Origin of the sequence: Mycobacterium paraterrae (assembly GCF_022430545.2) — a bacterium.
GTDB classification, from domain to species: domain Bacteria; phylum Actinomycetota; class Actinomycetes; order Mycobacteriales; family Mycobacteriaceae; genus Mycobacterium; species Mycobacterium paraterrae.
This window is the reverse complement of the sequence record NZ_CP092488.2, coordinates 3,290,487-3,314,690: the sequence shown is the minus strand read 5'-3', so window position 1 is coordinate 3,314,690 and position 24,204 is coordinate 3,290,487. Positions and strand designations below refer to the sequence as shown.

Genomic DNA, 24,204 nt, shown 5'->3' with positions numbered 1-24,204 from the left:
ACGATGTGCGGATGTCATCGACCCCGCTCGACCCAGTTGCCAGCGAACGGCTCTCACACGCCGACCGCGTGTTCACCTCGGATCTGTCCATCAACGAATTCGCGCTGCTGCACGGCGCCGGCTTCGAACCCCTCGACCTCGTCATGGGCGTCTCGGTCTACCACGTCGGTTACCAATTCACCGGTATCCGGCAACAATCCGAGCTGCCGGTGCTCACGGAGGCGACGTATCGGGCCCGGTGGAACGCGATGGCCCGCATGCAGGCCGAAGCCGACGCGCTGGGCGCCGACGGTGTCGTCGGCGTTCGCCTGGAATGGCGCCAACACGGCGCCGAGGCGGAGCACCTGGAGTTCATCGCGGTCGGCACCGCGGTGCGCTACACGCCCAAACCGGGGGCCTTCAAGCGGGCCAACGGGCAGGCGTTTTCCAGCCACCTGACCGGACAAGACCTGACCACCCTGCTGCGCTCGGGTTGGGCACCGGTCGCCTTCGTCATGGGTAACTGCGTCTTTCACATTGCCGCGCAGGGCTTTATGCAGACTCTTCGGCAGATGGGCCGCAATACCGAGATGCCACAGTGGACGCAGGGCAACTACGAAGCCCGCGAGTTGGCCATGTCGCGGATGCAGGGTGAAGCCGAACGCGACGGCGCCAGCGGCGTCGTCGGAGTCCACTTCAACATCCAGAACTACGCCTGGGGCTTTCACACCGTGGAGTTCTACGCCGCGGGAACCGCGGTCCGCCGCAGCGGTACCGCCGAGACGATCGCGCCGCAATTCGTGCTGGCCATGAACGACTGATGGCCTTCAGTACCTGATGGCACAGTTCGACGCCGAGCGAGTAAGCCGCACAATATCCGACGCGCTTTCGGGCCCCGGCGGAATCGGATTGGTGATCAACGTCTTTGCGGGCCTGCCGGGAGTGGTGCACACCGCCGAGCGTCGCGGGATGTTCAGGTCGCACCCCGCGCGGCTGCAGATCGGCGACTGGCGGTACGAGGTGACCCCCGACGCCCGGCTGATGGCGGCCCACGTGGTGGGCGGCGTCGTGATCGGCGAGGAGGTGTTGCTGGCCGACGCGGTGGGGCCGCACCTGGCTCGCGCCCTCGGTCAACTGGTCGCCCGGCACGGCTCCGCGGTCGTCCCCAACATCGACGCGGCGGTCGACGCGCTGAGCGCCGGCACCGGCTGACACCCGAGGATGCGACAATGTCGCACGTAAGGCGATGACGACGTAGGAAGCCGGTGCGAATCCGGCGCGGTCCCGCCACTGTCATCGGGGAGCGACCCTCACCAGCCACGGCCCACCCGGCCGGAAGGCGAGGCAAGCAGCGATCCGAGAGCCAGGAGACTCACGTCATCGCGTCCTGCGAGCCGGGGCGGTCGACCCCGAAAGCGAGAGTCGATGTCACGCCGATTCTGTGCGGCGCTGATCCTGAGCAGCTGGCTACCGGTGGCCTGCGCCGCGCCGCCGCCGCTAGGCGGGCACCCAGACCGCGGCTGCATCACCGACGTGCGGCCCGGCGCGGACCACTTCCCGGACAAATCCACGGTTCTCGACGCCACCAATTTCACCCTCACCTATCACCAGCACTATCAGGTGCTGACCGTCAAGCAGCCGTATCCACACGGCGATCCGGAGAGCTACGTGCTGGTGCGCTGCGGCGCACCGCCCGCGCACCTTCCCGCCGATCTGGCCGGTGCGCAACGGATCACGGTCCCGGTCACCAGCCTCTATTCGGCCTCGATCACCCAACTGGGCATGGTCGCCGAACTGAGTCGCGTTGACACGGTCACCGGGGTGGCCGATACCGCCGACGTCGTCGATTCCGCACTGCGGCAGCGCATCAGCGACGGCAAGACGGTCGGCTACGCCTCGGGTAACCAGGTCAACGTCGAGGCTGTGCTCGCCGCTCACCCCGATGTCGTGGTCACCGCGGGCACCGACGACTCGAGCTATCGCAAGTTGCGCGACGGTGGCATCAGCGTGGTCGCCGACGCCGAATGGCTGGAGTCCACGCCGCTGGGCCGCGCCGAGTGGATCAAGGTGTTGGCGGCCCTGACCGGGACCGAGAAAAAGGCCGCCGAGGTGTACGCCCGAGTGCGCGAGGACTACCACGCGCTCGTCCGGCGATCGGCCGGCGCCCGACCGGTCGCCGTGCTGCCCGGAACGATGTACCAGGGCACCTGGTTGATGCCCTCCGGCGGCGCCTACGCCGGTCGCCTCCTTCGCGACGCGGGCGCCAGCTATCCGTGGTCCGACGAAACGAGCAGTGGGACATTGGAATTGAACTTCGAGTCGGTCTACGCCCGCGCCGGCCAGTCGCCGCTCTGGCTGGTCGACAGCAACTGGAAGACCGTCGAGAACGCAGTGGCCGAGGACCACCGGTACGCCGATCTTGCCGCCGTGCGCAACGGCCAGGTCTGGTCGGCGACCAAGGCGGTCGCCCCGGAGGGCGGCAATGACTATTGGGAGCGCGGCGCGGCCCGGCCCGACCTGATCCTGGGCGACCTAGTGGCGATCCTGCATCCGGAGCTGGCACCCGGCCACGAGTTCAGCTTCTATCGTCGGGTCGCCGCCGCATGACCGCGACCTCGGCGGCTTCAATCATGGTGCGGCTCAACCGAACCACGGTGGTGTTGACGGCGTCGGCCGCCGCCGTGCTGGTGCTCGCCGTGCTGGGTCTGGCGCTGGGCCCGGTTCGCGTGCCGCTGCTCGACACCGTCCGGGCCCTGGTGGGAGCGCAGGCCTCGGATCCACGCTGGCAGGTGATCGTGCACGAAACGCGGGCGCCCCGGGTCCTGACCGCGATCGCAGCGGGCGCCGGCGTCGGCGTCGCGGGCCTGCAGATGCAGACGCTGTTCCGCAACACCCTCGCCGACCCTTACGTCCTCGGTGTGAGCTCGGGCGCCGGCTTGGGCGTCGCGGTCGTCGTGATGGCCACCGGGTCGGGCTTCACGGCGGGACTGGCCGGCTGCGGACGCGCCGGCGTGGCGATCGCCGCCGCGGCCGGCGCAGCAGCCGTGCTCGCAATCGTGCTGAGCCTTGCCCGCTGGGTGCGATCCGCGGCGACGTTGCTGCTGATCGGGGTGATGCTCGGCGCGGCGAGCACCGCGCTGGTGAGCGTGTTGCTGGTGTACGCCGACCCGCAACGGGTGCAGCAGTACCTGCTGTGGGGTCTGGGTAGCTTCGCCGGCACCACATGGCAGGACCTGCGGCTGCTGCTGCCAGCGGTCGCGGTGGGACTGGCCACGGCGGCGCTGACGGTGCGCGGGCTCAACGCGTTGCTGCTGGGCGAGAGTTACGCCCGCACGATGGGCATCGACGTGCGACGCGCACGCGTGATCACGGTCCTGTCGGCGTCGTTGGTGGCCGGTGCCACCACCGCGTTTTGCGGGCCGATCGCGTTTCTCGGGCTCGCGGTCCCCCACCTGGCCCGGCTGGCGCTGGGCTCGTCCGACCATCGCGCCGTGCTGCCCGCGACGATGCTGATGGGAGCGGCCACGGCGCTGGTGTGCAGCATCGCCAGCCAGTTCCCGGGCACCGAGGCGGTATTGCCGATCAATTCCATGACGGCTTTGATCGGGGCGCCGATCGTGGTGCTGGTGCTGGTGCGTAACCGCCACGGCGTGGGGATGCAACGGTGAGCCTGCAACTCCAGGACCTCACGATCGGCTATCGCAAGCGGCGAACGACCAGCACGGTCGCCGCCGGGTTGTCGGCGGTGGCCCCTCGTGGTCAGCTCACCGTGTTGTTGGGCCCCAACGGCTGCGGCAAGTCGACACTGATCCGTACCATCTGCGGACTGCAGCCCGCGCTGAGCGGTCGGGTGCTGCTGGACGGCACGGATTTGGCCGGCGTCGCCGCCGAGCGGCTGGCCCGCCGCGTGGCGGTGGTCCTCACCGATCCGGTCGATCCCGGCCTGCTGTCGGCGCGTGACCTCGCGGCATTGGGCCGTATCCCCTACCTCGGCCTCACCGGCCGGTTGCGCCGCGAAGACCACCGCATCGTCCAGCAGGCGCTCGCCGCGGTGGGCGCCGGGCACCTGGCCGACCGCCCGGTGGCTGACCTGTCCGACGGTGAACGGCAGCGGGTGCTGACCGCCCGCGCGCTGGCTCAACAGCCCGAGATCCTCGTGCTCGACGAACCGACCGCCTTCCTCGACGTGGCGTCGCGCACCGGTCTCGTGCAGACGTTGCGCGACCTGGCCCGCAGCCAGGACCTGACCGTCGTGACGTCGACCCACGACCTCGACCTGGCCCGCCGGGAAGCCGACTGGGCCTGGCTGCTCGGCCGCACGCTCGTCGAAGGAGCTCCCGGCGATCTCATCGGCACGGCACAGATGGATTCGGCTACCGTCGACGCGCTCACCGAGCTTCGCGGGGTCAGCCCGTACTTTGCCGTGGGCACCGGGCCGCTCGACGACGGCTGGCACCCGGTGCGGCGGCTCTACGATGACACCGCACTGCTGGCCGGGATAGTCGAGCGGGTCAGGGTACGAATGGACGTGACCGAGCTTCGCGTCGCGGCGTCGACGTTCTTTCTCGGCTTTGCCGCGCGGCTGTGGTCGATCGGCGTCGGCGGTGTCGCCGGCTACGGAATGCTCGTCGACCTCTCCCCCGAGCGTCTTCTTTTTCGCGAGGTCGACGGCCAGATCGCGCTGCACCTCGAGCAGCCACGAGCACGCCGGTGCGATGATCTGCCCGCCGCGCTGGCCGACATGGTGCTCGACCGGCATTTGACACCGCTGGCGGCAGCGCTGCACCGACTCGGTCCGATCTCGACGGGGCTGTTACGGGGCAATACGGCCTCGGCTCTGCTCGGCGCGGCCGGGGTCTTCGACCGCGACCGCTCCACCACGTCGGCATGGGACTTGGCCCGCGCCCTGTGCGCCGACCCGCGGTTGAGTGCGGCCGTCCGTTTCGGCGATAACGACTACCGCCGCACGAGTTGCTGTTTGTATTACCGCACGCCTCATGGGGGGCTTTGCGGAGACTGCGCCCTTGACCGGGTGCCCGGAAAGGAGACCCGATGATCGACTTCAGCCCCGCAGTCGAGACCACCGAAGACAATGGCCGCGAGCAGGTTTGGCCCTTGCCGACCGACGAGAAGAATCTGCTCGACCTCATCACGCTGTGTTTCGAGGAGTATTGGGACGAGATCTGGTTCGGTGTCCTGGTCGAGGGCGCGGCCTGGGAAGTGGCGGCCCCCAACCCGCCCAAGCGGATCTCGATGTACGACGGATACGCGACCGTCGACTTCGGCCGGTGGCATTTTCACCTGTGCATCGGCGAACACAAGGACAGCGGTCCCGAACTCGGCCGGATCCGGCGGTGTGCCCGCGCGGAGCTGTACCGGCGGATCGGCAACGACGGCTCCCCCACTTCGTGGGGAGTCCGCTTGTTCAACGGTCGCGGCGACCAGTTGATGACGTTGATGCTGCCCAGCCCGTTCCTGACCAACGTCCAGCAGATGCGCGACGAACCGGCCTTCGCACAGCTGGAGCTCTGGGATCGGCTACGCGCGAAGTTCCTCGGACTGGACCCCGATCCGCTCGACCGCTCCGGTAAGGGTTTTCGGCACAGCTGAGTCAGCAGCAGTCTTCGCCGCGCCACGATTTGACGCCCTGCCACACCGATGCGGCGGCGATCGCCAGTCCTACGGCCGGGTCGAACCACCAGCAGCCCGGCCAGACCCCGGCGACCGCGAGTCCGACCAGCACGGCGGCGGCCTGCGCTCCGCACAGGTAGTTCTGGGTGCCTTCACCGGCCGTCGCCGCCGATCCCAGGCTGACGGCCAGCGTGTGCTTCACCCGACCCAGGATCGGCATCAACACCAGCGAGGCGGCGGTCAGCACAATGCCGATCACTGACGTCTCGGAGTGATGCTCGCCAAGTATGTGATGGATGGACTCGGCGGCGATGTAGGGCGCTGTCAACCAGAACGACCAAGCGACACCGCGCTGCGCCCGACGCTCCGCGGTCGGCGAGAGGGTCCGCGTCCCGGAGAAGCGCCAGGCGACCATCGCGCTGCCGAGCGCCTCGGGCAGACTGCCCAGCGCCCAGCCCACCAGCGCGATCGAGCCGACCTCGAGGCCCTGCCACAGCCCGATGACGCCCTCGGTGAGCATGGCGAACATGCTGACCCAGGCAAGCCGCCAGGCCCAATTTGCGCGGTGGTGCCACTGCGCATCGCGCGCTACGGCATCTGCATGCGCGTGCCCGGATTCGCAGCAGGCATCAGCGACGAGTCCGGCCTGGTTGCTGCTCGAACGGGATTCGGTCACTCCGCGATGTTAGGTCACGGCGTGACGCGGGCGGGCCCACCTCGCTGTCAAGAAGGCGGAAGGGGCCGTTTCATGGTGCAGACGATGCTCCACTCGAAATAGAAATCGCCGCCCTTGTCGTAGCCGGCGAAGTGGTGGGATACCTGGACGCGCTGCACCGAGGAGTTCACCACCTCCCAGCCCTGCAAGCCGTGAGCGTTGGTGTGACGGTTCGCCTCGTCGATGACGACCTGCAAGGACTCGTTCGTCACGCTGATGAACGTGGTCTCCCAGCGTTGCGGGGACCAATTGCCGGCAGACACCCCGGACGCGGGAACGGGCGAAGGTGCGGTCATAAGGCGGTACCTTAGGCCGCCGCAGCCTGCGAAAAGTGAATGCCAACTGGCCGATGCATTAAGTGATGTCAACGCGCACGATTCGCGCTCGCGCCCACCGTCACAAGGTATTTCCCAGCCATGGGTGGCACCCTGGCTGGCATGGCGCGCACCGAGAACGACACCTGGGATCTGGCAACGAGCGTGGGGGCTACGGCCACCATGGTGGCCGCCGGGCGAGGGCGGGCCACCAAAGTGGGGCTGATCGACGACCCGTTCGCCGAGCCGCTGGTGCGGGCGGTCGGCGTCGACTTCTTCACCCGCTGGGCGACCGGAGAGATCAGCGCCGACGAGGTCGACATCCCCGGCCACCCGTGGGGCATGCAACCGATGACCGACCTGCTCACGGTCCGAACCCGTTTGATCGACCAGTTCCTGAACGACGCGACCGCGTCCGGCATCCGTCAGGTCGTCGTGCTGGCCTCCGGTCTCGATGCCCGCGGCTACCGGTTGTCCTGGCCCGCCGACGCCGTGGTGTTCGAAATCGACCAGCAACAGGTGACGGACTTCAAGACGGCGACGCTCGCGGCTGCGGGCGCCGAGCCGACCGTCGACCTGCGCGCGGTACCGGTCGATCTGCGCGACGACTGGCCGGCAGCCCTGCGTCAGGCGGGTTTCGACAGCAACCGGCCCACCGCCTGGGTCGCCGAAGGCCTGCTCGCCTTCCTGCCGCCGGAGGCACAGGATCGGTTGCTGGACAACATCACTGAGCTCAGCGCGCCGGGGAGCCGACTGGTGGTCGAGATCTTCTTGAGTACGCCGGAGTCGCTGGAGGTGATGCGGACCTCGTCGCAGAAGTGGTACGAGCACGGCCTCGACGCCCGCATCGACGACCTCTGGTACGGCGGCGAGCGCCACGACGTCGCACCGTACCTGCAGGAGCGCGGCTGGCAGGCGACCAGGCGTCGGTCCGCTGAATTGCTGGCCGACGCCGGGCTGACAGTGCCACAGCGCAACGACGGCCAGACCGAAAACTACTACTGCACAGCCGAACTCGGTTAGCCCTCGGCCAGCCTGCACTGCCAGAAGCCGACGTCGTGCCACGAGCCGTGTTTATAACCGGCCTCACGAAGATGGCCGACGGGAGCGAACCCATGCCGCTCGTGCAGCCGCACGCTCGGCTCGTTGGGCAGCGCGATCACCGCGATAGCACTGTGAAATCCGCTGCGCCGCAACGCATCGAGTAGTTCGGTGTACAGCGTGTCACCGACGCCGCGGCGACGCGTCGACGGGTCGACGTAGATGGTGGATTCGACGGTCCACTGGTAGGCGGCGCGCTCGTTCCAGGGCCCCGCGTAGGCCGTGCCTACGACGTCGTCGTCGATGACGGCGACCAGCCATGGATATCGCTCGTGCCGCTTGGCCCATAAGGCGCGGACCTCGTCGATGCCCTGCGGTTCGGTGCGGAAATTGAAGACGGAATGCTCGATGTAGTGGTTGAGGATCTCGCGAACCCGCGCCAGGTCGCCGGCGGTGGCGGGCCGCACCTGCACGGCGCTCAACGCCGCATCACGGGGTCGTCGACCGGTAGCCGTCGATGTCTTTCTGCTCGAGCGACCTGGCCAGCGATTCACCCTCCGCCGTGAGCGCCAGCCACACCGAGTACATCCACTTCTCCGGATCCCCATAGTGTTTGACGTACGCGTGGGAAATCGTGCGCAGCGAATGGTCCAGCGAATGACGCCAGGCCGAGAAACGGTGCGTCTTACCACGGCGCTCACCCAGCCGGAACAGGCCGTCGCTCACCCATTCCCGGATGGCGTCCAGCGTCTCGTTCTGCAGCTCGGCCGGCGAAGCCGACGGATGATGGTGTCGCACACGCCAATCCACCGCGTTCAAATCGATCGGCCCGCCGAGGGCGTCGACTAGCAGCTGATTGCGGACTACTGCGCGCGATTCATCCGTCATCGTCGTCACCGTACAGTTCGGCGCCGGTTCTCGATACCGGGCGCAGGAACGAATGATTCGCCGACGTTTCGAGGTGGCGTGCCGCGTGGTATGGCAAGATCATCTCCGTTAGGCGATGACGAAAGAGGAAGCCGGTGTAAATCCGGCGCGGTCCCGCCACTGTCATCGGGGAGCGACCCTCACCAGCCACGGCCCTCGCGGTCGGAAGGCGAGGCAAGCAGCGATCCGAGAGCCAGGAGACTCGCGTCATCGCGTCCTGCGAGCCGGGGCGGTCGACCCCGAGAGCGAGAGTCTCCTATGACGCTGAGCGCGTTGTTCTCCGCAATTCCCGACATCCGTGCGTGACCGCCCCGGTCTGGATGGCCGCACCTCCGGAGGTCCACTCGGCGCTGCTGAGCAGCGGCCCGGGGCCAGCATCCTTGCTGGCGGCCGCGCAGGCGTGGACCGAACTGAGCGCGGAGTACGCCGAGGCCGCCGATGACTTGACGGCCGTAATCGGCGCGGTGCAGGGCGCCGCGTGGGACGGTCCGAGCGCGGCGGCCTACGCGGCCGCGCATGCCCCCTACCTGGCGTGGCTGGCCAAGGCGGGCGCGAACAGCGCCGCGATGGCCGTCGAGCAACAGACCGCCGCCGCCGCGTACACCGCCGCGCTGGCCGCCATGCCCACCCTCGGTGAGCTGGCCGCCAACCACGCCACCCACGCTGTGCTGACGGCGACGAATTTCTTTGGTATCAACACGATTCCGATCGCCGCCAACGAGGCCGACTACGCGCGGATGTGGGTCCAGGCCGCCACGGTGATGAGCACCTACGAGGGCGTCGCGGGGGCCGCGGTCGCCGCGGCGCCACAGTCCGAACCGGCGCCGACGATCGTCAAAGCGGCCGCGGCCACCGACCCGTCGACGCCGCCAGCGTGGTTCGAGCAGTTGCAGAGCTTCCTAGAGGGGCTGTTCCCCCAGCCCCCGTATCCGGATCCCAGCCAATTCCCGCTCTACCAACAGCTGTTGGACTTCTTCAACGAGATCGGCTATACCGGCGTCAACGACCCGATCGGGACGTGGCTGCAGGGCCTGGACCCGTCGTGGCTCCCGCCAATCGGGGTGCCCGGCTCGTGGCTGGCCTACACCGGTGATCCGTTGAGCTACCTCAATCCGGCCACCATCGCCTACGTGCTGTCGGTGCCGCTCGACCCGGGATCCTATGTCGCCTTCACCGGCATCGTCATCGCCGACGACCTACTGGCGATCGCCTACACCGCCGCGTTCAACCCGCAGGCGCTGATCCTGGTGATTCCGGCCGCCATGGTGGAGATCGTCGGCTCGACGATCGGCAACACCATCCAACTGCTGCACTACATCCTGCAATCGACGCTGCTCCCGCTGCTACCGGCTCTGCTGCCCGCCGCGACGGCATCACTGGTTCCGCTGGCGGCGGCGCCCGTCGGCCTGGCCGGCCTGGCCGGTCTGGCCGGGCTGGCCGGCCTGGCCCCGACAACCGCACCCATGCTGGCCCCGGCCTTTGCGATGGCCCCGACCCCGCCCCCGCCACCCGCACCCGCACCGATGGCACCGGCGCCGGCCCCCGCGCCGTTGGTCCACGCCCCGGCCGCGGCCCCGGCGCCACCTCCGCCGCCCACGCCGGCGGGACCGCCCGGCGTGACCATGCCGGCATACATGTACATGGTCGGCGATCTCGGTTTGGCCGCGCAGCAGGCCAGGGGCGCCAGCAAGAGGGCCAGCACGGCAGCCATCCAGATCGACGAAAACCCCTCAGCTGCAGCAGCTTCCGAGGATCTGCAGCCGGCCCAGCGTCGCCGGCGGGCGAAGGCCACGATGATCGGCCGCGGCTACGAGTACATGGACCTGGAGCCAGAGCCAGCCGTGACCGCATCGGACAGCGGCGCCGGGCCCCTGGGGTTCGCCGGCAGCGCCGCCCGCGAGGACGCGGCCGAACCCGGCGGGCTGGCCACGCTGAGCCGGGACCACTTCGGCGGCGAGTCGACTGTGCCGATGCTGCCGAACACGTGGAATCCGCAGCTCGACTGACGCCGACGACACGCGACGCCGCTGTAGCGTGCAGACATGGTGGATTTTGCGCTGCGCTCGTGCGGGTTGCGTGGGCACGCGACTTTTGCTCCCGATGAGCCGAAGCTGCGTGAGCGTCTGACGGTCGACACCCCCGTCGGCGAGGCTTGGCGCTGTCTGCGCTGTGAGACCTTCGTGGTCGGCCCGCCGCGTCGCTCCGGCCCGGCGAACACCGCGCCGGAGATACCGCGCGGACGATTCCTGCGGGACCGCACCCTGATGCGCGCGCTCGCGATCGAACGCGCCTTTCGCGCCGTGATCTTCCTGTTAGTGGCCGCGGGCGTGGTGAAGTTCAGTGGATCGCGAGTCAAGTGGCAGCACGTGCTGGATCGCGACATGCCCCTGCTGAAGCCGCTGGCCGACCAGGTGGGCTGGAATCCAGAGAATTCCAAGCTCGTTCGCGAGATCACCCACGCCTTCGCCCTGTCCTCGTCGACGCTGCAGTGGATCGCGATCGCCCTGGCCGGGTACGCGTTGATCGAGATCGTCGAAGCGGTCGGGCTGTGGCTGATGCAACGGTGGGGCGAGTACTTCGCGGTGATCGCGACCAGCGTATTCCTGCCGCTGGAGATCTACGAGTTGACCGAGAAGGTCACGGCGTTAAGGCTTTTCGCGCTGGTGATCAACATCGTCGCAGTGATCTGGTTGCTGTGGAGCAAGCGGCTGTTCGGGCTGAACGGCGGCGGTAAGGCCTACCGCGAAGAGCACGAAGCCGAAAGCCTACTCAGCGTCGAAACCGCGAGCCTGAGCGAAACCGCGGCGAGCGCAACGGCGTAACTATCTCGACGGCCCGCCGGTCTGCTGCTGCAGCGCGTACGCGACGGCGTGGGTGCGGTTCTGTACGCCAAGCTTGGCCAGGATTGCCTCGACGTGGTGGCCGACCGTTTTCGGGCTGATGTGCAATTCGGCCGCGATCTCGGGGTTGCTCAGTCCCGCGGCGAGCAGGTCGAAGACCTGACGTTGCCGCCCGGTCAGGGCGTGTGGGTCAGACGCCTTGTCCGCCTGGCGCGTCCGGGGGGCCCGGTCGCGCAACACGGCCAGCCGCTGCTGTGCGCGACGGGCGGCGGCCTTGGCGCCCAGCCGGCGGAAGGTGTCGAGCGCCGACGTCACCGCCGACACGTCGCCACCAAGTCGAGCCAGCGCCGCGTCGTAGACACAACCGCGACTCGTCCAGTCTTCGGCGGCTTTCTCCCAGTGCCCACTGATCTCGAGATCGAACGGAGTGGAAGCACCGTTATGGCCGTCGTCGATTGAGCCGCCCGCCACGTGAATCCAGCGACGCAAGCTGCCCAGCAACCACGGATCGGCGTGGGCACCAGACGCGGCCAGTCCGGCGCGAGCTTCGGCAACGGCCCGCTCGTCGTCGCCGGCGAGCCAGGCGACCTCGGCGCGCGCCGCCCACACCACGCCCAGGTGGACCAGGTCGGTGGGCTGCGCGTTATCGTCGACCGGCGCGAGACTCAGGGGTTGGCCGCGGCGGGCCTTCAGCAGAGTGAGCGCGACCAGTGGCAAGACCCGGTGCTGCGCACTGAGTTCGGGGCGGGTCAGGATCTGCTCGGCGTCAGCGGCGGCCCGCTGCCAGTCGCCGCGGTGCAGCGTGGCCAACGTGGCCGCGGCGGCCAGCAAAGAGCTGAACATGCCGAGGTCGCGGTCGTCGCAGAACCGCATACCGTCGGCCAGATAGCCTTCGGCGCGGTCCAATTCGCAGCGCAGCACGGCGTACCAGTAGATCAGCACGGAGAAAACCGCGGCGTGTTCCTCGAGGCCCGGTGTCGACAGTGCTTCCCGCCAGACGGCCTCCAGGTCTTCCCAGCCGATGCCGGTGCTGAATACGGTGGTCAGCGCTATGTAGCCGCGAGCCCGGATTTCGACTCCGGGATCACACAATTCGCGCCCCAGCGCATGGGCGCGCGCGGCGTAGTCCGCGCACGCCGGATCCAGGGCGAGGGCACTGATGTGCGCCATGTTGATCAGCGACCAGGCCAGTTGCGGCGACGGGCCGAGCGCCTCGAGCAGCCGCAGCGATGCGTGCGCCGTGTCGATGGCCTCGGTGGCACGGCCCAGCGGCTGCAGCAGACGCGACAGCCAGCGAAGATCGTCGCCCTCGGCGAGATGGTCGGCCAGCTTGCGGCGCAACGCGATCGCCTCACGCAACGATGCGACCGCAGGTTCGGCGCCACCGCTGAGGTAGCACGCGAAGGCGTGCCGCTCCAGCCAGACGACCCGTTCCTCGTCGCTGGCGTCGACGGCGTGACGCAGTGCGAGTGCATACAGGCTCGCGGCCTCCCGGTTGGCGCCCAGCGATGCGGCGCGTTGTGCGGCGGCGATGCCGTAGCGCACTGCCGCGTCGCTTTCGCCGGCCTCCTCGGCGTGAAACGCCAACGCAGCCAACTTGTTCGGATCGATAGGCGGCTCAGCCAGTACCGTCAGGGCACGCCGGTGCAGCTCGATTCGATCGAAGTCGGCGATCTGCGCCCGGGTGGCCCGGCGGGCCAGTTCGTGCCGGAAGCCGACCACGCCTCCGTCGGCGATCAGCACGCCGGCGCCCAGGCATTCGTGCAGCGCGACGCGAGCTTCGGGGCACATCTTTTCCAGCAGTGCGACTTCGGCGCGTTGCCCGCACACCGCCGCGGCGTGGGCCACGTCCCGCGCTTTGGCCGACAGCCGCGCCAATCGGCCACAGACGGCCTCGGACACGCTGCGCGGCAATGCGTTTCGGCTCAGCGCCGCCGGTCCCGCAGCCAAGACCTCGGTGACGAAGAACGGGTTGCCGCCGCTGACCTCGTACAACTCAGCAGCGTTCACGCCGCTTCCGGCTGCCAGCGTCGCCACCGACGGGAAGCTCAACGCGCTCAACTCGATTCGGCTCACCTGCGCGCAGTTGGCCACGTCACCCAACGTCACCGCCAGCGGATGGGTCGGCGACAGCTCGTCGTCCCGGAACGAGATCACCAGCAGCAGCCGCAGCGCACTGACGCGCCTGGCCAGGAACCGCACCAGGTCGAGCGTGGCGCCGTCGCCCCAATGCGCGTCCTCGATCACCCAGACCCATCGGCCGCCGTCACCCAACGCGGCCAACAACTGTCGATAGATCTTGGCGGTGTCGCCCGAATCGACGGCCTCGCTCAACGCCGCTCCGGCGGCGGCGTCCAGTCCGGACAGGGCGTCGGTCAGCGGCCCGAGCGGCCGCGGCGCACCCAACGGGTCACACCAGCCGCGCAAAACCCGGGCGGGCGGCTCGAGCTGATCGGCGAATCGGGCAAGCAGTGTGGTCTTGCCGACGCCGGCCTCGCCGCGCAGCAGCACCACTTCCCCCGCACCGCCGCGAACCACGCGGCGCGCCAGCGCATTCAGCTGCGACAGGGGCGCCTCGCGTTCCAGCAAAGCATTCACCAGCGGGGACATGATGCACAGAGACTGTATCGCCACCGCACCCAAGATGCGCGTCAACTGCGCATCTGCTGGGAATTTGCTGAACGGCGTCCTAACGCAGCAGCGCGCGTGACATCACCACACGCTGAATCTGGTTGGTGCCCTCGTAGATCTGGGTGATTTTGGCGTCGCGCATGAACCGCTCCACCGGGAAGTCGGTGGTGTATCCCGCACCGCCGAACAGCTGAACGGCGTCGGTGGTGACCTCCATCGCGATGTCGGAGGCAAAACACTTCGACGCCGCGGAGATGAACCCGAGGTTGCCCTCGCCGCGCTCGGCGCGCGCGGCGGCGCTGTAGACCATCAGCCGGGCGGCCTCGACCTTCATCGCCATATCGGCCAGCATGAACTGCACACCCTGGAAATCGCTGATCGACTTACCGAACTGCTTACGCTCCTTGGTGTAGGCGATCGCGGCGTCGACCGCGCCCTGGGCGATGCCGACGGCCTGCGCGCCGATCGTGGGACGGGTGTGGTCCAGGGTTGCTAGCGCGGTCTTGAAGCCGGTACCGGGTTCACCGATTATCCGATCGCCGGGAATACGGCAGTTCTCGAAGTACAACTCGGTCGTCGGCGAACCCTTGATCCCGAGCTTCTTCTCCTTCGGACCGACCGTGAAGCCCTCGTCGTCGATGTGCACGATGAACGACGAGATGCCGTTAGCGCCCTTGTCCGGGTCGGTCACGGCCATCACCGTGTACCACGACGACTTACCGCCGTTGGTGATCCACGCCTTGGCGCCGTTGAGAATCCAGTCATCACCGTCGGCCTTGGCCCGGGTCTTCATCGACGCCGCATCGCTACCGGCCTCACGCTCACTCAGCGCATACGACGCCATCAACCCGTCGTTGGCAATCGAGGGCAACACCTGCTTCTTAAGTTCCTCCGAGCCCCGCAGGATCAGGCCCATCGTGCCCAACTTGTTGACCGCTGGAATCAGCGACGCCGACGCATCAACCCGCGCGACCTCCTCGATCACAATGCAGGCGGCCACCGAATCCGCGCCCTGGCCGTCATAGGCCTCGGGAACATGCACGGCGTTGAAGCCCGACGCGTTCAGGGCCTTGAGCGCCTCCTCGGGAAAACGCGACTGCTCGTCGACCTCCGCGGCATACGGCGCGATCTCCTTCTCCGCCAACGCGCGGATCGCCGCCCGCAACTCGTTGTGCTCGTCCGGCAACTGGAACAAGTCGAACGACGAATCTCCGGCCCATTGAGCCATGCTGGCCTCCTCTTGTCTCTGCCCGACCGCAAGTGCTACTGGCCGGTAACTTTACCGTGACACTCCTGCAGCGCCGAATCCTTGGCCAGCACCGACTCCGCCAACTCTTTCTGGAAGGCCACGATCCGGTCGCGGAGGGCCGAATCCGACGCCCCGAGAATCCGCACCGCGAGCAGGCCGGCGTTGCGGGCGCCTCCAATGGACACCGTCGCCACTGGCACCCCGGCCGGCATCTGCACGATCGACAGCAGCGAGTCCAACCCGTCCAGCTTGGCCAGCGGGACCGGGACACCGATCACCGGCAGCGGCGTCGCCGAAGCCACCATGCCGGGCAGGTGGGCAGCGCCGCCGGCGCCGGCGATGATCACCTCGATGCCGCGACCGGCGGCCTGCTGCGCGTAGTCGAGCATCCGCTGCGGGGTGCGATGCGCCGAGTACACACCGATCTCGTGGGCGATGCCGAACTCGGCGAGCGCGTCGGCGGCAGCCGACATCACCGACCAGTCGCTGTCGCTGCCCATGATGACGCCGACCCGTGCGTTAGTCATCTGCGCCGCTCTCCCCCGCAAGCGGGAGGTGCCCCCACCTCATCGCGCTGCGCGCTCTGCATCGTCGCTGGCGGAGTCATGGGGATCCCATCCGTCGGTCCATTCGCCCGTTGACAACCAGTGTGCCGCGCGTTCGGCGCGTTCACGCAGGTTCGCCAACTCGGCCGGGTTGTCGGCGATGAAGTTGATGTGGCCGACCTTGCGCCCGGGGCGTTCTTCCTTGCCGTAGAGGTGCACCCGGGCATCGGGCATCCGAGCGAACAAGTGGTGCAGGCGCTCGTCGATCGTCATCGCGGGGGTCGGCGCGCCGCCCAGCACGTTAGCCATCACCGTCAGCGGCGCGACGGCGTCGGTCTCGCCGAGCGGATAATCGAGCACCGCGCGCAGATGCTGCTCGAATTGACTGGTCCGCGAGCCGTCCATGGTCCAGTGTCCGGAGTTGTGCGGGCGCATTGCCAGCTCGTTGACCAGCAACTGGCCGTCGACCGTCTCGAACAGCTCGACGGCCAACACACCGACGACGCCGAGTTCGGCAGCCAGCTCCAGGGCCAGCCGCTGGGCCGCGACGCCGACCTCCTCCGGCAGGTCGGGGGCCGGCGCGATCACCTGCACGCAGATCCCGTCGCTCTGGACGGTCTCGACCACCGGCCAGGCCGCGCCCTGCCCGAACGGAGAACGCGCCACCAGTGCCGACAGCTCGCGACGCATCGCGACCCGCTCCTCGACCAATACCGGCACCCCGGAATTTAAGTAGTCGTCGGCGATCTGGCGGGCGTGTGCCAGGTCGGCGGCCATCTGGACGCCACGACCGTCGTAGCCGCCTCGGCCCGCCTTCACCACGAGCGGGCCGTCGACCGCCTCGGCAAACGCGTCGACATCGGAAAGGCTGTCGATGGCCGCGTAGCGCGGCACCGGGGCGCCCAAGGCTTCCAGGCGGCGCCGCATGACGATCTTGTCCTGCGCATGCACCAGGGCCTGCGGCGGCGGCGCCACGTTTACTCCCTCGGCAACCAGCTTGTCGAGCAGCTCCGACGGCACGTGCTCGTGGTCGAACGTGAGCACGGTCGCACCTTCGGCAACCCGGCGTAACGCATCGAGGTCGGTGTGCGTGCCGATCACGACGTCCGGGCTGACCTGCGCGGCCGGATCGGCGTCGGACTCCGCCAATACACGCAGGGTCTGACCCAGCGCGATTGCCGCCTGATGGGTCATTCGAGCCAACTGGCCACCGCCGACCATGGCGACGGTCGGCGCGACATTAGGGGTATCGGGCACGGCAATCATGGTGTCATGGCCGCCGGTGAGGGCTCGTGACGCAGTCACGCTGATGCGCTCACAGAGCACCCTTAACCCCTGATACGTAGACTGCGACATTGTGTCCTTCGCCGATGCCACGATCGCCCGACTCCCGGGGCCGATCCGCCCCTACGCCGAGCGCCATCACGAGCTGATCAAGTTCGCGATCGTCGGCGCGACCACGTTCGTCATCGACTCCGCGATTTTCTACACGCTGAAGCTGACGATCCTCGAACCCAAGCCGGTCACCGCGAAGGTCATCGCTGGCATCGTCGCGGTCATCGCGTCGTACATCCTGAACCGGGAATGGAGCTTCCGCGACCGCGGCGGTCGCGAGCGCCACCACGAGGCGTTGCTGTTCTTCGCGTTCAGTGGCGTCGGAGTGCTGCTCAGCATGGCGCCGCTGTGGGTGTCGAGCTACATCCTCGACCTGCGGGTGCCGTCGGTATCGCTGACGGTGGAGAACATCGCCGACTTCATCTCCGCCTACATCATCGGCAACCTGCTGCAGATGGCGTTCCGGTTCTGGGCATTCCGCCGTTGGGTGTTCCCCGACGAATCCGCTCGCAGCGCAGACAAGGCGCTGGAGTCGCTCACTGCCGGCGGGATCGCCGAAGTCCTGGAGGACGTCGAGGAGACCGGCAACGTCACGCTGATGCGGGCGTGGCGATCGCGCGGCGGCCGGGCGAGTCAGCTCGGCGATTCCTCGGATCCCAGGGTGTCGAAGACCTCGTGATACAGCAGCGCGTGGACCTGTTCCACGCGTGGAATGTCGTGAAATTCCAACGGATCCTGTGACGCCGACTCCACGACCAGTGTTCCGGTGCGCAGTAGCCGGTCGACGAGCCGGTGCCGGAATTCCACGCTGTTGATCCGGGCCAGCGGGATGTCGATCCCACTGCGGCTCAGCACCCCGTGCCGGTACATCACCCGACGGTCGGTGATGACGAAATGCGTTGTCAGCCAATTCAGGAACGGCCACAACGTCAACCAGCCGATCAGCACCAACCAGATCGCGCCGATCACGTAGTACACGACCTGCTTGACGTTCGCGTCCCAACTCGTGCCGTTGACCACCGCGCACCCGAACGACGCCGCCGCGCTGGCCAGAATCAGGACAACGACCGGCCAGAACAGCCGCTTCCAGTGCGGGTGGCGGTGTAGGACCACCTGCTCGTCATGAGCAAGCACATTGTCGGGGTAACCCACGCTGGCACTTTAAACGCTGGGGCGCAGGTGCGTGATGTCTCCGGCAGATATCGCCACGGTCTGTCCGCCGGTGTCGATGCACAGCCGTCCGGTCTCGTCGATCGATCGCGCGACACCGACCACTTCCCGGTCACCGGGCATGCTGGCCCGCACCCGGGAGTTCAGCGTGAGGCTGTAGCGCTGGTAGTCGGCGGTCAGCGCCGGGTCGGCGCCCCCGGCGGTGCGCCAGGCATCGATGCGCACCGCGAGTTCACGAAGTATTCTGCGCGCCAACGCGTTCCGGTCAAGCGCCGGCGAGCCCAGCATCAGCAGCGAGGTCGCGACGGGATCAGGCGCCTGCTCGGCGGTCAGCGTCACGTTGAGCCCGAGGCCGAGCACGATCACCTGGCTCGGCGCGGCGACTTCGGCAAGGATCCCCGCCAGCTTGCAGCCGTCGACCAGGACGTCGTTGGGCCACTTCACCCCCGCCTGTACGCCGATTGCGGCCAGGGCGTCCGCGACCGCGACACCGGCGGCCAACGTCAGCCATCCCCAGCCCCCTTGCGGCACCGAGGCGGCGGCCACCCCCACCGACAACGCGACCTGCGTGCCGCGCGGCGCCGACCATTGCCGGCCGTGGCGACCCCGACCGGCATTCTGGTACTCGGCGAGCAACACCGACCCGTCGATATCGGAGCCGGCTTGCGCCCGCGCGAGCAGATCGGCGTTGGTGGAGCCGGTTTCGCTGACGACGTCGAGTTCGCGCCACGGCAGGCCGGGACCGACGAGGCCGTCGCGCAACACAGTCACATCGAGTGGCGCGTCAAGCGGCTCCATGGCTGACCAGCCTAAGTCAGCAGGCGTCACCTGCCCAGCGATTCCGCGTCGACCTCGCAGTCGCCACCGGAAGACGCTGGCTTGGAAGATATTTCGCTTTCAGGGTCGACACCGTACGCGCCCTCGACGGCTCCGGCCAGCGCGATCCGGTTGCCGCCGTTGCGCTTTGCCGCATACATCGTCTCGTCGGCGCAGGCATGGATCGTGTCGAACGCCGCAACGCTGTCGACGGTGCCGCTGGCCACCCCGATGCTTGCCGTGACCTTCGGCGTCTCGGGCTCCTCGATCGCGGCTCGCATGTTTTCCGCGATCGCCGCCGCGGCCTGCAGGGGCATCTGGTCGAGAGCGACGAACTCCTCACCACCGGTGCGGGCGACGAACGCCGACGGTCCGACCGCGACCCGGATCTGCTCGGCGGTGCGCGCGATGACGGCGTCGCCGATCTTGTGGCCGTAAATGTCGTTGATGTTCTTGAAACCGTCCAGGTCGACGACGAAGACGCACAACGGATTTGGCGACGAGGCCAGTGCGTCGAGCTTGCGGTCCAGGTAGTTGTCCAGCCCACGCCGGTTGGCCAGGTCGGTGAGCGGATCGGTGAGCGACTCGATCGCGTTACTGCGGATCAACCAGAAGCCGAACTGCACGAAGGGGAAGATGCCGGCCGCCACCGTCCACGCGATCAGCCCCTTGGCGCCGGCCACCGCCAATGCGTCCGGACGATCCGAGAATGCCAGCCAGGCGGTGGCGGCAACGATAGTGACGGATGCCAGCGTCATGTGGGCTGCGATAGCCCGCGGTCCGAAGTAGAACACGATCGAAACGCCGGTCATGGCGAACAGCGGCGTGGTGCTCAGCGCCGCCAGCGGTTCGGCGTGCAGACCTGTCGAGATGGCGATACCGATGTCGGCGAACGCGTATAGCGCCGCCGTCACCCACGCCGGCGGCCATGGGGAAAACCACCAGAAGACGATCCAGCCGATCGAGCACACCAGCATGTATACGACCGCGGCATGGCTCAGCCACCGCGGCTCGACGAGGTCCTCGAAAAGCAGACACAGCAGGGCCAGCGTGGTGACGACGCCACCGAAGACATTGCTGCCGCGCAGATAGCTCAGCAGCCCGCGCCTGCGGTAGAAGTCGACAACCCAGGTGTAGTCGCCCGGTTCGTTCCACCACTGCCGAACCAGGCGCGCGCCTTCCGACTTCACCGGCATTCCTCCGAACCCTGATCCCACCGGGACAAACAAGGTTTAAGTGACGCAGATTACCTTTGCTGGGTTTATAGAACAAAAGTCCAACTTTCAAGACTCACGCCACGCCGCCGGTGCTGGGACCGCCACAATTTAAGGGACCGCTAAGATCTCTCACCATGACGAGCACCTCCGAGTCCGACGTTGAAGTTGAGGCACGCGCAGAGCACCACATCGACATCCACACCACCGCGGGCAAGCTCGCCGAACTCCGCAAGCGCAGCGAGGAGTCATTGCACCCCGTTGGTGAAGCCGCCGTCGAGCGGGTGCACGAAAAGGGCAAACTCACCGCCCGCGAACGCATTTACGCTTTGCTTGACGAGGGATCGTTCGTCGAACTCGACGCGCTGGCCCGCCACCGCAGCACCAACTTCGGGCTGGAGAAGAACCGCCCGCTCGGCGACGGGGTCGTCACCGGCTACGGCACGATCGACGGCCGCGACGTCTGCGTCTTCAGTCAGGACGCCACGGTGTTCGGTGGCAGCCTCGGCGAGGTCTACGGCGAGAAAATCGTCAAGGTCCAGGAGCTGGCCATCAAGACCGGCCGCCCGCTGATCGGCATCAACGACGGCGCCGGCGCGCGCATCCAGGAAGGCGTCGTCTCGCTCGGCCTCTACAGCCGGATCTTCCGCAACAACATCCTGGCCTCCGGCGTCATCCCGCAGATCTCGCTGATCCTGGGTGCCGCGGCGGGTGGCCACGTCTACTCCCCTGCGCTCACCGACTTCGTCATCATGGTCGACCAAACCAGCCAGATGTTCATCACCGGACCGGACGTCATCAAGACCGTGACCGGTGAGGACGTCACGATGGAGGAGCTGGGTGGCGCGCACACCCACATGGCCAAGTCCGGCACGGTGCACTACGTCGCCTCGGGCGAACAGGACGCGCTGGACTATGTCCGCGATTTGCTCAGCTACTTGCCGCCGAACAACTTCACCGACCCGCCTCGCTACCCCTTTGCCGTCCCCGAGGGCGCCATCGAGGACAACCTGACCGAGGAAGACCTCGAGCTCGACACGCTGATTCCGGACTCGGCCAACCAGCCCTATGACATGCACGAGGTGATCAGGCGAATCCTCGACGAGGACGAGTTCCTCGAGATCCAGGAGGGCTACGCCCAGAACATCGTCGTCGGGTTCGGCCGCATCGAGGGCCGGACGGTCGGGATCGTCGCCAACCAGCCCACCCAGTTCGCCGGCTGCCTGGATATCAACGCCTCCGAGAAGGCCGCGCGCTTCGTGCGGACCTGCGACTGCTTCAACATCCCGGTGGTCATGCTGGTCGACGTGCCGGGCTTCCTGCCGGGCACCGGCCAGGAATACAACGGCATCATCCGTCGCGGAGCCAAGCTGCTGTACGCCTACGGCGAGGCCACCGTCCCCAAGATCACCGTCATCACCCGTAAGGCCTACGGCGGCGCGTACTGCGTCATGGGATCCAAGGACATGGGCTGCGACGTCAACGTGGCGTGGCCGACGGCGCAGATCGCGGTCATGGGCGCGTCGGGCGCGGTCGGCTTCGTCTACCGCCAGAAGCTCAAGGAAGCCGCCGAAAACGGTGAGGACGTCGACGCGCTGCGGCTGCAGTTGCAGCAGGAGTACGAGGACACTCTGGTCAACCCGTACATCGCCGCCGAGCGGGGCTATGTGGACGCGGTGATTCCGCCCTCGCACACCCGCGGCTACATCGGGACCGCGCTGCGGTTGCTCGAGCGCAAGATCGCTCAGGTGCCGCCGAAGAAGCACGGGAACATTCCCCTGTGAGTCGAGTGAGCGGAACGAACGCAGTGAGTGACGGGAACGAGACGAACGATCAAGCCCCTGTGAGTCGAGTGAGCGGAACGAACGCAGTGAGTGACGGGAACGAGACGAACGATCAGGCTCCTGCGGACGCCGACGAGAACGCGGCGCACGTGCCGCACATCGAGGTGCTCAAGGGCAACCCGACCGACGACGAGGTGGCCGCGCTGGTCACCGTGCTGGCCAGCGCGTCGAGTGGCCCCGGGATCCAGGGCGAACCGGAGTTCTCCCGGTGGGGTCTGCCCGTCGACAAGCTGCGGTACGCGGTGCATAGCTGGCAGCGCCTGACGCTGGTGCAGCGAACCCACATGCGGGGCCGTTGACCAGACTCGTATTAGCTTCGGCGTCTGAGGGTCGCCGCCGCGTACTGCGGCAGGCCGGTGTCGATCCGCTGGTCGTGGTGTCCGGGGTGGACGAGGACGCCATCATCGCCGCATTAGGCGCCGATGCCGCTCCCGGCGACGTGGTTCGCCATCTCGCCGAAGCGAAGGCCGAACACGTCGTCACGCTGCTCGACGCGGAGGTCGCCGCGAATTGTGTTGTGGTCGGCTGTGATTCGATGCTCTACATCGACGGCAGGCTGGTCGGCAAACCCGAGTCCATCGACGCGGCCCGGCGCGAATGGCAGTCGATGGGCGGCCGGTCCGGCCAGCTGCACACCGGACACTGCCTGGTCCGGCTGGCCGACGGCCTGACCACGCAGGCATCCGAATCCTTCGCCACCACCGTGCATTTCGCCGAACCCGACCCGGCAGACCTCGAGGCCTATCTGGCGACCGGTGAATCCCTCGCCGTTGCTGGCGCGTTCACGATCGACGGCCTTGGCGGCTGGTTCGTCGACCGAATAGACGGCGACCCGTCCAACGTCATCGGCCTGAGCCTGCCGCACACCAGAGCGCTGCTGCAACGGGTTGGCGTGTCGATTGCCGAACTGTGGGCCGCCAATCCGGTCGGACGGTGAAATCGACGTTTCGCAGGCAAAGCGCGAGAACATCGCTGCAACACGTCAATCTCACGTAATGCCACGCAGTTTGAACGCATCGTCTACTCGTTTGACGATGTCGGACTTCCGGTCCTCGGCGACAACCCGCACGACGATCCAGCCCAGCCGCTGCAAGGTTTGCATACAGCGAATGTCTCTCACATACTGCCTGCGGTTCGTCCGGTGTTGATCGCCGTCGTATTCGGCGGCCATCTTGAGTTGCTCCCAACCCATATCGAGGATCCGGACGGGTCGCCATCCGTCGGATACCGGAATCTGGGTAACCGGGCGAGGAAATCCCGCGTCGATCAACAGCAACCGCAACCAGGTTTCCTTCGGCGATGCCGCGCCACCGTCGACAAGCGGCAGTACCGCTCGTAGTCGGCGCAGCCCGCGAGCGCGCGGATAACGCTGGGCCAACCGCAGCACGTCGTCCACCGAAAAGGGTGTTGCATACATCAAGGCATCGAGCCGTGCCACCGCCTCATCGCGTGGCAGGTGTCTTCCGATGTCGAACGCCGTACGGGCCGGCGTCGTCACGGGAATGCCTGCGACCACCGTGATTTCGTCATCGGCCAGGCGTTCGTTGCGTACCAGCAGGCCGCGTTGTGGCCGCACAGCCCGGGCGAGCAGCTCTACGGGCGTCTCCGATGCGATCCAGTTGGCGCCGTGCAGGGCCGACGCCGCCTTTCCGCTCACCACCGCCGGTCCCGGACAAGCCAGCAATGCCCCGAGAGTTCGATCCCGTAGCGACAGCTCGTGTGCTTTGGGGACATACACTCCGCGGTAGATCGGGCGGTACCAGCGCTGCAATTCATGTCGGGTCAGCCGACCGGCCGCCACCGCTTGGCTCCCAACGAAGACGTCCCGCACGGCAGCATCGTGGCATCCGCATCCGACACCCCTTTAAATCGACGTTTTGCAGGAAAAGTGCGAGTGCGGGGCCGCATAACGTCGATCTCGCGGTGAAAGCTGACGGCGGATTGCCAGGTAGG

The 24,204-nt window shown here is 67.6% G+C and carries 24 protein-coding genes, 2 pseudogenes and 2 riboswitches; of the genes and pseudogenes, 13 read left to right on the top strand and 13 right to left on the bottom strand.

Annotated features, from left to right (window positions below; all coding sequences use genetic code 11):
• Positions 1–11: 11 nt before the first annotated feature.
• The 6 genes from MKK62_RS15990 (at position 12) to MKK62_RS15965 (ending at position 5,589) form a co-directional block, all read left to right on the top strand.
• Complete coding sequence (locus MKK62_RS15990) at positions 12–800, top strand: heavy metal-binding domain-containing protein (protein WP_240258986.1); 789 nt, start codon at positions 12–14, stop codon at positions 798–800.
• 16 nt (positions 801–816) lie between these two features.
• A complete protein-coding gene (locus tag MKK62_RS15985; RefSeq protein WP_240258988.1) occupies positions 817–1,191 on the top strand; it encodes a DUF5073 family protein in 375 nt (124 codons plus the stop codon).
• A riboswitch (cobalamin riboswitch) is annotated at positions 1,192–1,373 on the top strand.
• 31 nt (positions 1,374–1,404) lie between these two features.
• A complete protein-coding gene (locus MKK62_RS15980) occupies positions 1,405–2,586 on the top strand; it encodes an ABC transporter substrate-binding protein (protein ID WP_240258990.1) in 1,182 nt (393 codons plus the stop codon).
• Positions 2,583–3,647, top strand: a complete 1,065-nt coding sequence (locus tag MKK62_RS15975) for a FecCD family ABC transporter permease (protein ID WP_240258992.1) — start codon at positions 2,583–2,585, stop codon at positions 3,645–3,647. The genes MKK62_RS15980 and MKK62_RS15975 overlap by 4 nt, the downstream gene beginning before the upstream one ends.
• The gene (locus MKK62_RS15970) at positions 3,644–5,035 is read left to right on the top strand and encodes an ATP-binding cassette domain-containing protein (protein ID WP_240259002.1); all 1,392 of its coding nucleotides are present in this window, start codon (positions 3,644–3,646) and stop codon (positions 5,033–5,035) included. Before MKK62_RS15975 ends, MKK62_RS15970 begins: the two co-directional genes overlap by 4 nt.
• Positions 5,032–5,589, top strand: coding sequence for a DUF7676 family protein (locus MKK62_RS15965; RefSeq protein ID WP_240259004.1), 558 nt, complete (start codon positions 5,032–5,034; stop codon positions 5,587–5,589). Before MKK62_RS15970 ends, MKK62_RS15965 begins: the two co-directional genes overlap by 4 nt.
• Before the next feature lies 1 nt (position 5,590).
• On the opposite strand, the gene MKK62_RS15960 is transcribed toward MKK62_RS15965, so the two are convergent.
• Both MKK62_RS15960 and MKK62_RS15955 read right to left on the bottom strand, forming a co-directional pair.
• On the bottom strand, positions 5,591–6,286 hold the full coding sequence (locus MKK62_RS15960) for a cation efflux transmembrane domain-containing protein (RefSeq protein ID WP_240259007.1): 696 nt from the start codon (positions 6,284–6,286) through the stop codon (positions 5,591–5,593).
• A 47-nt stretch (positions 6,287–6,333) separates the two neighbouring features.
• A complete protein-coding gene (locus tag MKK62_RS15955; RefSeq protein ID WP_240259008.1) occupies positions 6,334–6,621 on the bottom strand; it encodes a hypothetical protein in 288 nt (95 codons plus the stop codon).
• Positions 6,622–6,762: 141 nt separating this feature from the next.
• On the opposite strand from MKK62_RS15955, the gene MKK62_RS15950 reads away from it, so the two are divergent.
• Complete coding sequence (locus tag MKK62_RS15950; protein ID WP_240259011.1) at positions 6,763–7,662, top strand: class I SAM-dependent methyltransferase; 900 nt, start codon at positions 6,763–6,765, stop codon at positions 7,660–7,662.
• Here the strand turns inward: MKK62_RS15950 and MKK62_RS15945 are convergent.
• On the bottom strand, positions 7,659–8,153 hold the full coding sequence (locus MKK62_RS15945) for a GNAT family N-acetyltransferase (RefSeq protein WP_240264123.1): 495 nt from the start codon (positions 8,151–8,153) through the stop codon (positions 7,659–7,661). The two genes, MKK62_RS15950 and MKK62_RS15945, sit on opposite strands and share 4 nt — an antisense overlap.
• Before the next feature lie 16 nt (positions 8,154–8,169).
• Positions 8,170–8,568 (bottom strand): hypothetical protein, encoded by a 399-nt coding sequence (locus MKK62_RS15940; protein ID WP_240259013.1) that lies wholly within the window; start codon positions 8,566–8,568, stop codon positions 8,170–8,172.
• A 59-nt stretch (positions 8,569–8,627) separates the two neighbouring features.
• Positions 8,628–8,831, top strand: a riboswitch (cobalamin riboswitch).
• A 78-nt stretch (positions 8,832–8,909) separates the two neighbouring features.
• On the opposite strand from MKK62_RS15940, the gene MKK62_RS15935 reads away from it, so the two are divergent.
• Positions 8,910–10,613 (top strand): PPE family protein, encoded by a 1,704-nt coding sequence (locus MKK62_RS15935; RefSeq protein ID WP_240259015.1) that lies wholly within the window; start codon positions 8,910–8,912, stop codon positions 10,611–10,613.
• 36 nt (positions 10,614–10,649) lie between these two features.
• Positions 10,650–11,429, top strand: coding sequence for a DUF2127 domain-containing protein (locus tag MKK62_RS15930; RefSeq protein ID WP_240259023.1), 780 nt, complete (start codon positions 10,650–10,652; stop codon positions 11,427–11,429).
• Here MKK62_RS15930 and MKK62_RS15925 read toward each other — a convergent pair whose 3' ends face one another.
• From MKK62_RS15925 to MKK62_RS15910, 5 genes and pseudogenes are all read right to left on the bottom strand, one after another.
• Complete coding sequence (locus tag MKK62_RS15925) at positions 11,430–14,057, bottom strand: ATP-binding protein (protein WP_240259025.1); 2,628 nt, start codon at positions 14,055–14,057, stop codon at positions 11,430–11,432.
• Between the two features lie 79 nt (positions 14,058–14,136).
• Entirely contained in the window at positions 14,137–15,306 is a 1,170-nt protein-coding gene (locus tag MKK62_RS15920; protein ID WP_240259027.1) for an acyl-CoA dehydrogenase, read from the bottom strand.
• 35 nt (positions 15,307–15,341) lie between these two features.
• Complete coding sequence (gene purE, locus MKK62_RS15915; RefSeq protein ID WP_240259029.1) at positions 15,342–15,854, bottom strand: 5-(carboxyamino)imidazole ribonucleotide mutase; 513 nt, start codon at positions 15,852–15,854, stop codon at positions 15,342–15,344.
• A 4-nt stretch (positions 15,855–15,858) separates the two neighbouring features.
• Positions 15,859–15,934 (bottom strand): annotated as a pseudogene (locus MKK62_RS26600) (hypothetical protein); the annotation flags it as partial.
• Positions 15,912–17,138 (bottom strand): annotated as a pseudogene (locus MKK62_RS15910) (5-(carboxyamino)imidazole ribonucleotide synthase); the annotation flags it as partial. The pseudogenes MKK62_RS15910 and MKK62_RS26600, both read right to left, overlap by 23 nt.
• 91 nt (positions 17,139–17,229) lie before the next feature.
• Between MKK62_RS15910 and MKK62_RS15905 the strand changes: the two are divergent.
• Positions 17,230–17,886, top strand: coding sequence for a GtrA family protein (locus MKK62_RS15905; protein ID WP_240259030.1), 657 nt, complete (start codon positions 17,230–17,232; stop codon positions 17,884–17,886).
• On the opposite strand, the gene MKK62_RS15900 is transcribed toward MKK62_RS15905, so the two are convergent.
• The 3 genes from MKK62_RS15900 to MKK62_RS15890 are packed head-to-tail and all read right to left on the bottom strand — an operon-like array spanning position 17,841 to position 20,383.
• Entirely contained in the window at positions 17,841–18,359 is a 519-nt protein-coding gene (locus MKK62_RS15900; protein WP_240259037.1) for a PH domain-containing protein, read from the bottom strand. The two genes, MKK62_RS15905 and MKK62_RS15900, sit on opposite strands and share 46 nt — an antisense overlap.
• 9 nt (positions 18,360–18,368) lie before the next feature.
• The gene (locus tag MKK62_RS15895; RefSeq protein ID WP_240259046.1) at positions 18,369–19,175 is read right to left on the bottom strand and encodes a biotin--[acetyl-CoA-carboxylase] ligase; all 807 of its coding nucleotides are present in this window, start codon (positions 19,173–19,175) and stop codon (positions 18,369–18,371) included.
• 26 nt (positions 19,176–19,201) lie between these two features.
• The gene (locus tag MKK62_RS15890; protein ID WP_240259049.1) at positions 19,202–20,383 is read right to left on the bottom strand and encodes a GGDEF domain-containing protein; all 1,182 of its coding nucleotides are present in this window, start codon (positions 20,381–20,383) and stop codon (positions 19,202–19,204) included.
• Positions 20,384–20,544: 161 nt separating this feature from the next.
• Between MKK62_RS15890 and MKK62_RS15885 the strand changes: the two genes are divergently transcribed.
• From MKK62_RS15885 to MKK62_RS15875, 3 genes are all read left to right on the top strand, one after another.
• Positions 20,545–22,191: an acyl-CoA carboxylase subunit beta gene (locus tag MKK62_RS15885; protein ID WP_240259051.1), complete on the top strand. Its 1,647-nt coding sequence runs from the start codon at positions 20,545–20,547 to the stop codon at positions 22,189–22,191.
• Between the two features lie 86 nt (positions 22,192–22,277).
• Positions 22,278–22,550: an acyl-CoA carboxylase subunit epsilon gene (locus MKK62_RS15880; protein WP_434084951.1), complete on the top strand. Its 273-nt coding sequence runs from the start codon at positions 22,278–22,280 to the stop codon at positions 22,548–22,550.
• The gene (locus MKK62_RS15875; protein ID WP_240259057.1) at positions 22,547–23,188 is read left to right on the top strand and encodes a Maf family protein; all 642 of its coding nucleotides are present in this window, start codon (positions 22,547–22,549) and stop codon (positions 23,186–23,188) included. Before MKK62_RS15880 ends, MKK62_RS15875 begins: the two co-directional genes overlap by 4 nt.
• Before the next feature lie 51 nt (positions 23,189–23,239).
• On the opposite strand, the gene MKK62_RS15870 is transcribed toward MKK62_RS15875, so the two are convergent.
• Positions 23,240–24,082, bottom strand: a complete 843-nt coding sequence (locus tag MKK62_RS15870) for a type IV toxin-antitoxin system AbiEi family antitoxin (protein ID WP_240259059.1) — start codon at positions 24,080–24,082, stop codon at positions 23,240–23,242.
• Positions 24,083–24,204: the final 122 nt, after the last annotated feature.

Excerpts from the sequence above, each read along its gene's own strand:
- MKK62_RS15925 (WP_240259025.1), bottom strand. The coding sequence starts at position 14,057 with ATGTCCCCGCTGGTGAATGCTTTGCTGGAACGCGAGGCGCCCCTGTCG.
- MKK62_RS15930 (WP_240259023.1), top strand. The coding sequence starts at position 10,650 with ATGGTGGATTTTGCGCTGCGCTCGTGCGGGTTGCGTGGGCACGCGACT.
- MKK62_RS15950 (WP_240259011.1), top strand. The coding sequence starts at position 6,763 with ATGGCGCGCACCGAGAACGACACCTGGGATCTGGCAACGAGCGTGGGG.
- MKK62_RS15955 (WP_240259008.1), bottom strand. The coding sequence starts at position 6,621 with ATGACCGCACCTTCGCCCGTTCCCGCGTCCGGGGTGTCTGCCGGCAAT.
- MKK62_RS15885 (WP_240259051.1), top strand. The coding sequence starts at position 20,545 with ATGACGAGCACCTCCGAGTCCGACGTTGAAGTTGAGGCACGCGCAGAG.
- MKK62_RS15985 (WP_240258988.1), top strand. The coding sequence starts at position 817 with ATGGCACAGTTCGACGCCGAGCGAGTAAGCCGCACAATATCCGACGCG.
- MKK62_RS15975 (WP_240258992.1), top strand. The coding sequence starts at position 2,583 with ATGACCGCGACCTCGGCGGCTTCAATCATGGTGCGGCTCAACCGAACC.
- MKK62_RS15980 (WP_240258990.1), top strand. The coding sequence starts at position 1,405 with ATGTCACGCCGATTCTGTGCGGCGCTGATCCTGAGCAGCTGGCTACCG.
- MKK62_RS15920 (WP_240259027.1), bottom strand. The coding sequence starts at position 15,306 with ATGGCTCAATGGGCCGGAGATTCGTCGTTCGACTTGTTCCAGTTGCCG.
- purE (WP_240259029.1), bottom strand. The coding sequence starts at position 15,854 with ATGACTAACGCACGGGTCGGCGTCATCATGGGCAGCGACAGCGACTGG.
- MKK62_RS15895 (WP_240259046.1), bottom strand. The coding sequence starts at position 19,175 with ATGGAGCCGCTTGACGCGCCACTCGATGTGACTGTGTTGCGCGACGGC.
- MKK62_RS15990 (WP_240258986.1), top strand. The coding sequence starts at position 12 with ATGTCATCGACCCCGCTCGACCCAGTTGCCAGCGAACGGCTCTCACAC.
- MKK62_RS15965 (WP_240259004.1), top strand. The coding sequence starts at position 5,032 with ATGATCGACTTCAGCCCCGCAGTCGAGACCACCGAAGACAATGGCCGC.
- MKK62_RS15940 (WP_240259013.1), bottom strand. The coding sequence starts at position 8,568 with ATGACGGATGAATCGCGCGCAGTAGTCCGCAATCAGCTGCTAGTCGAC.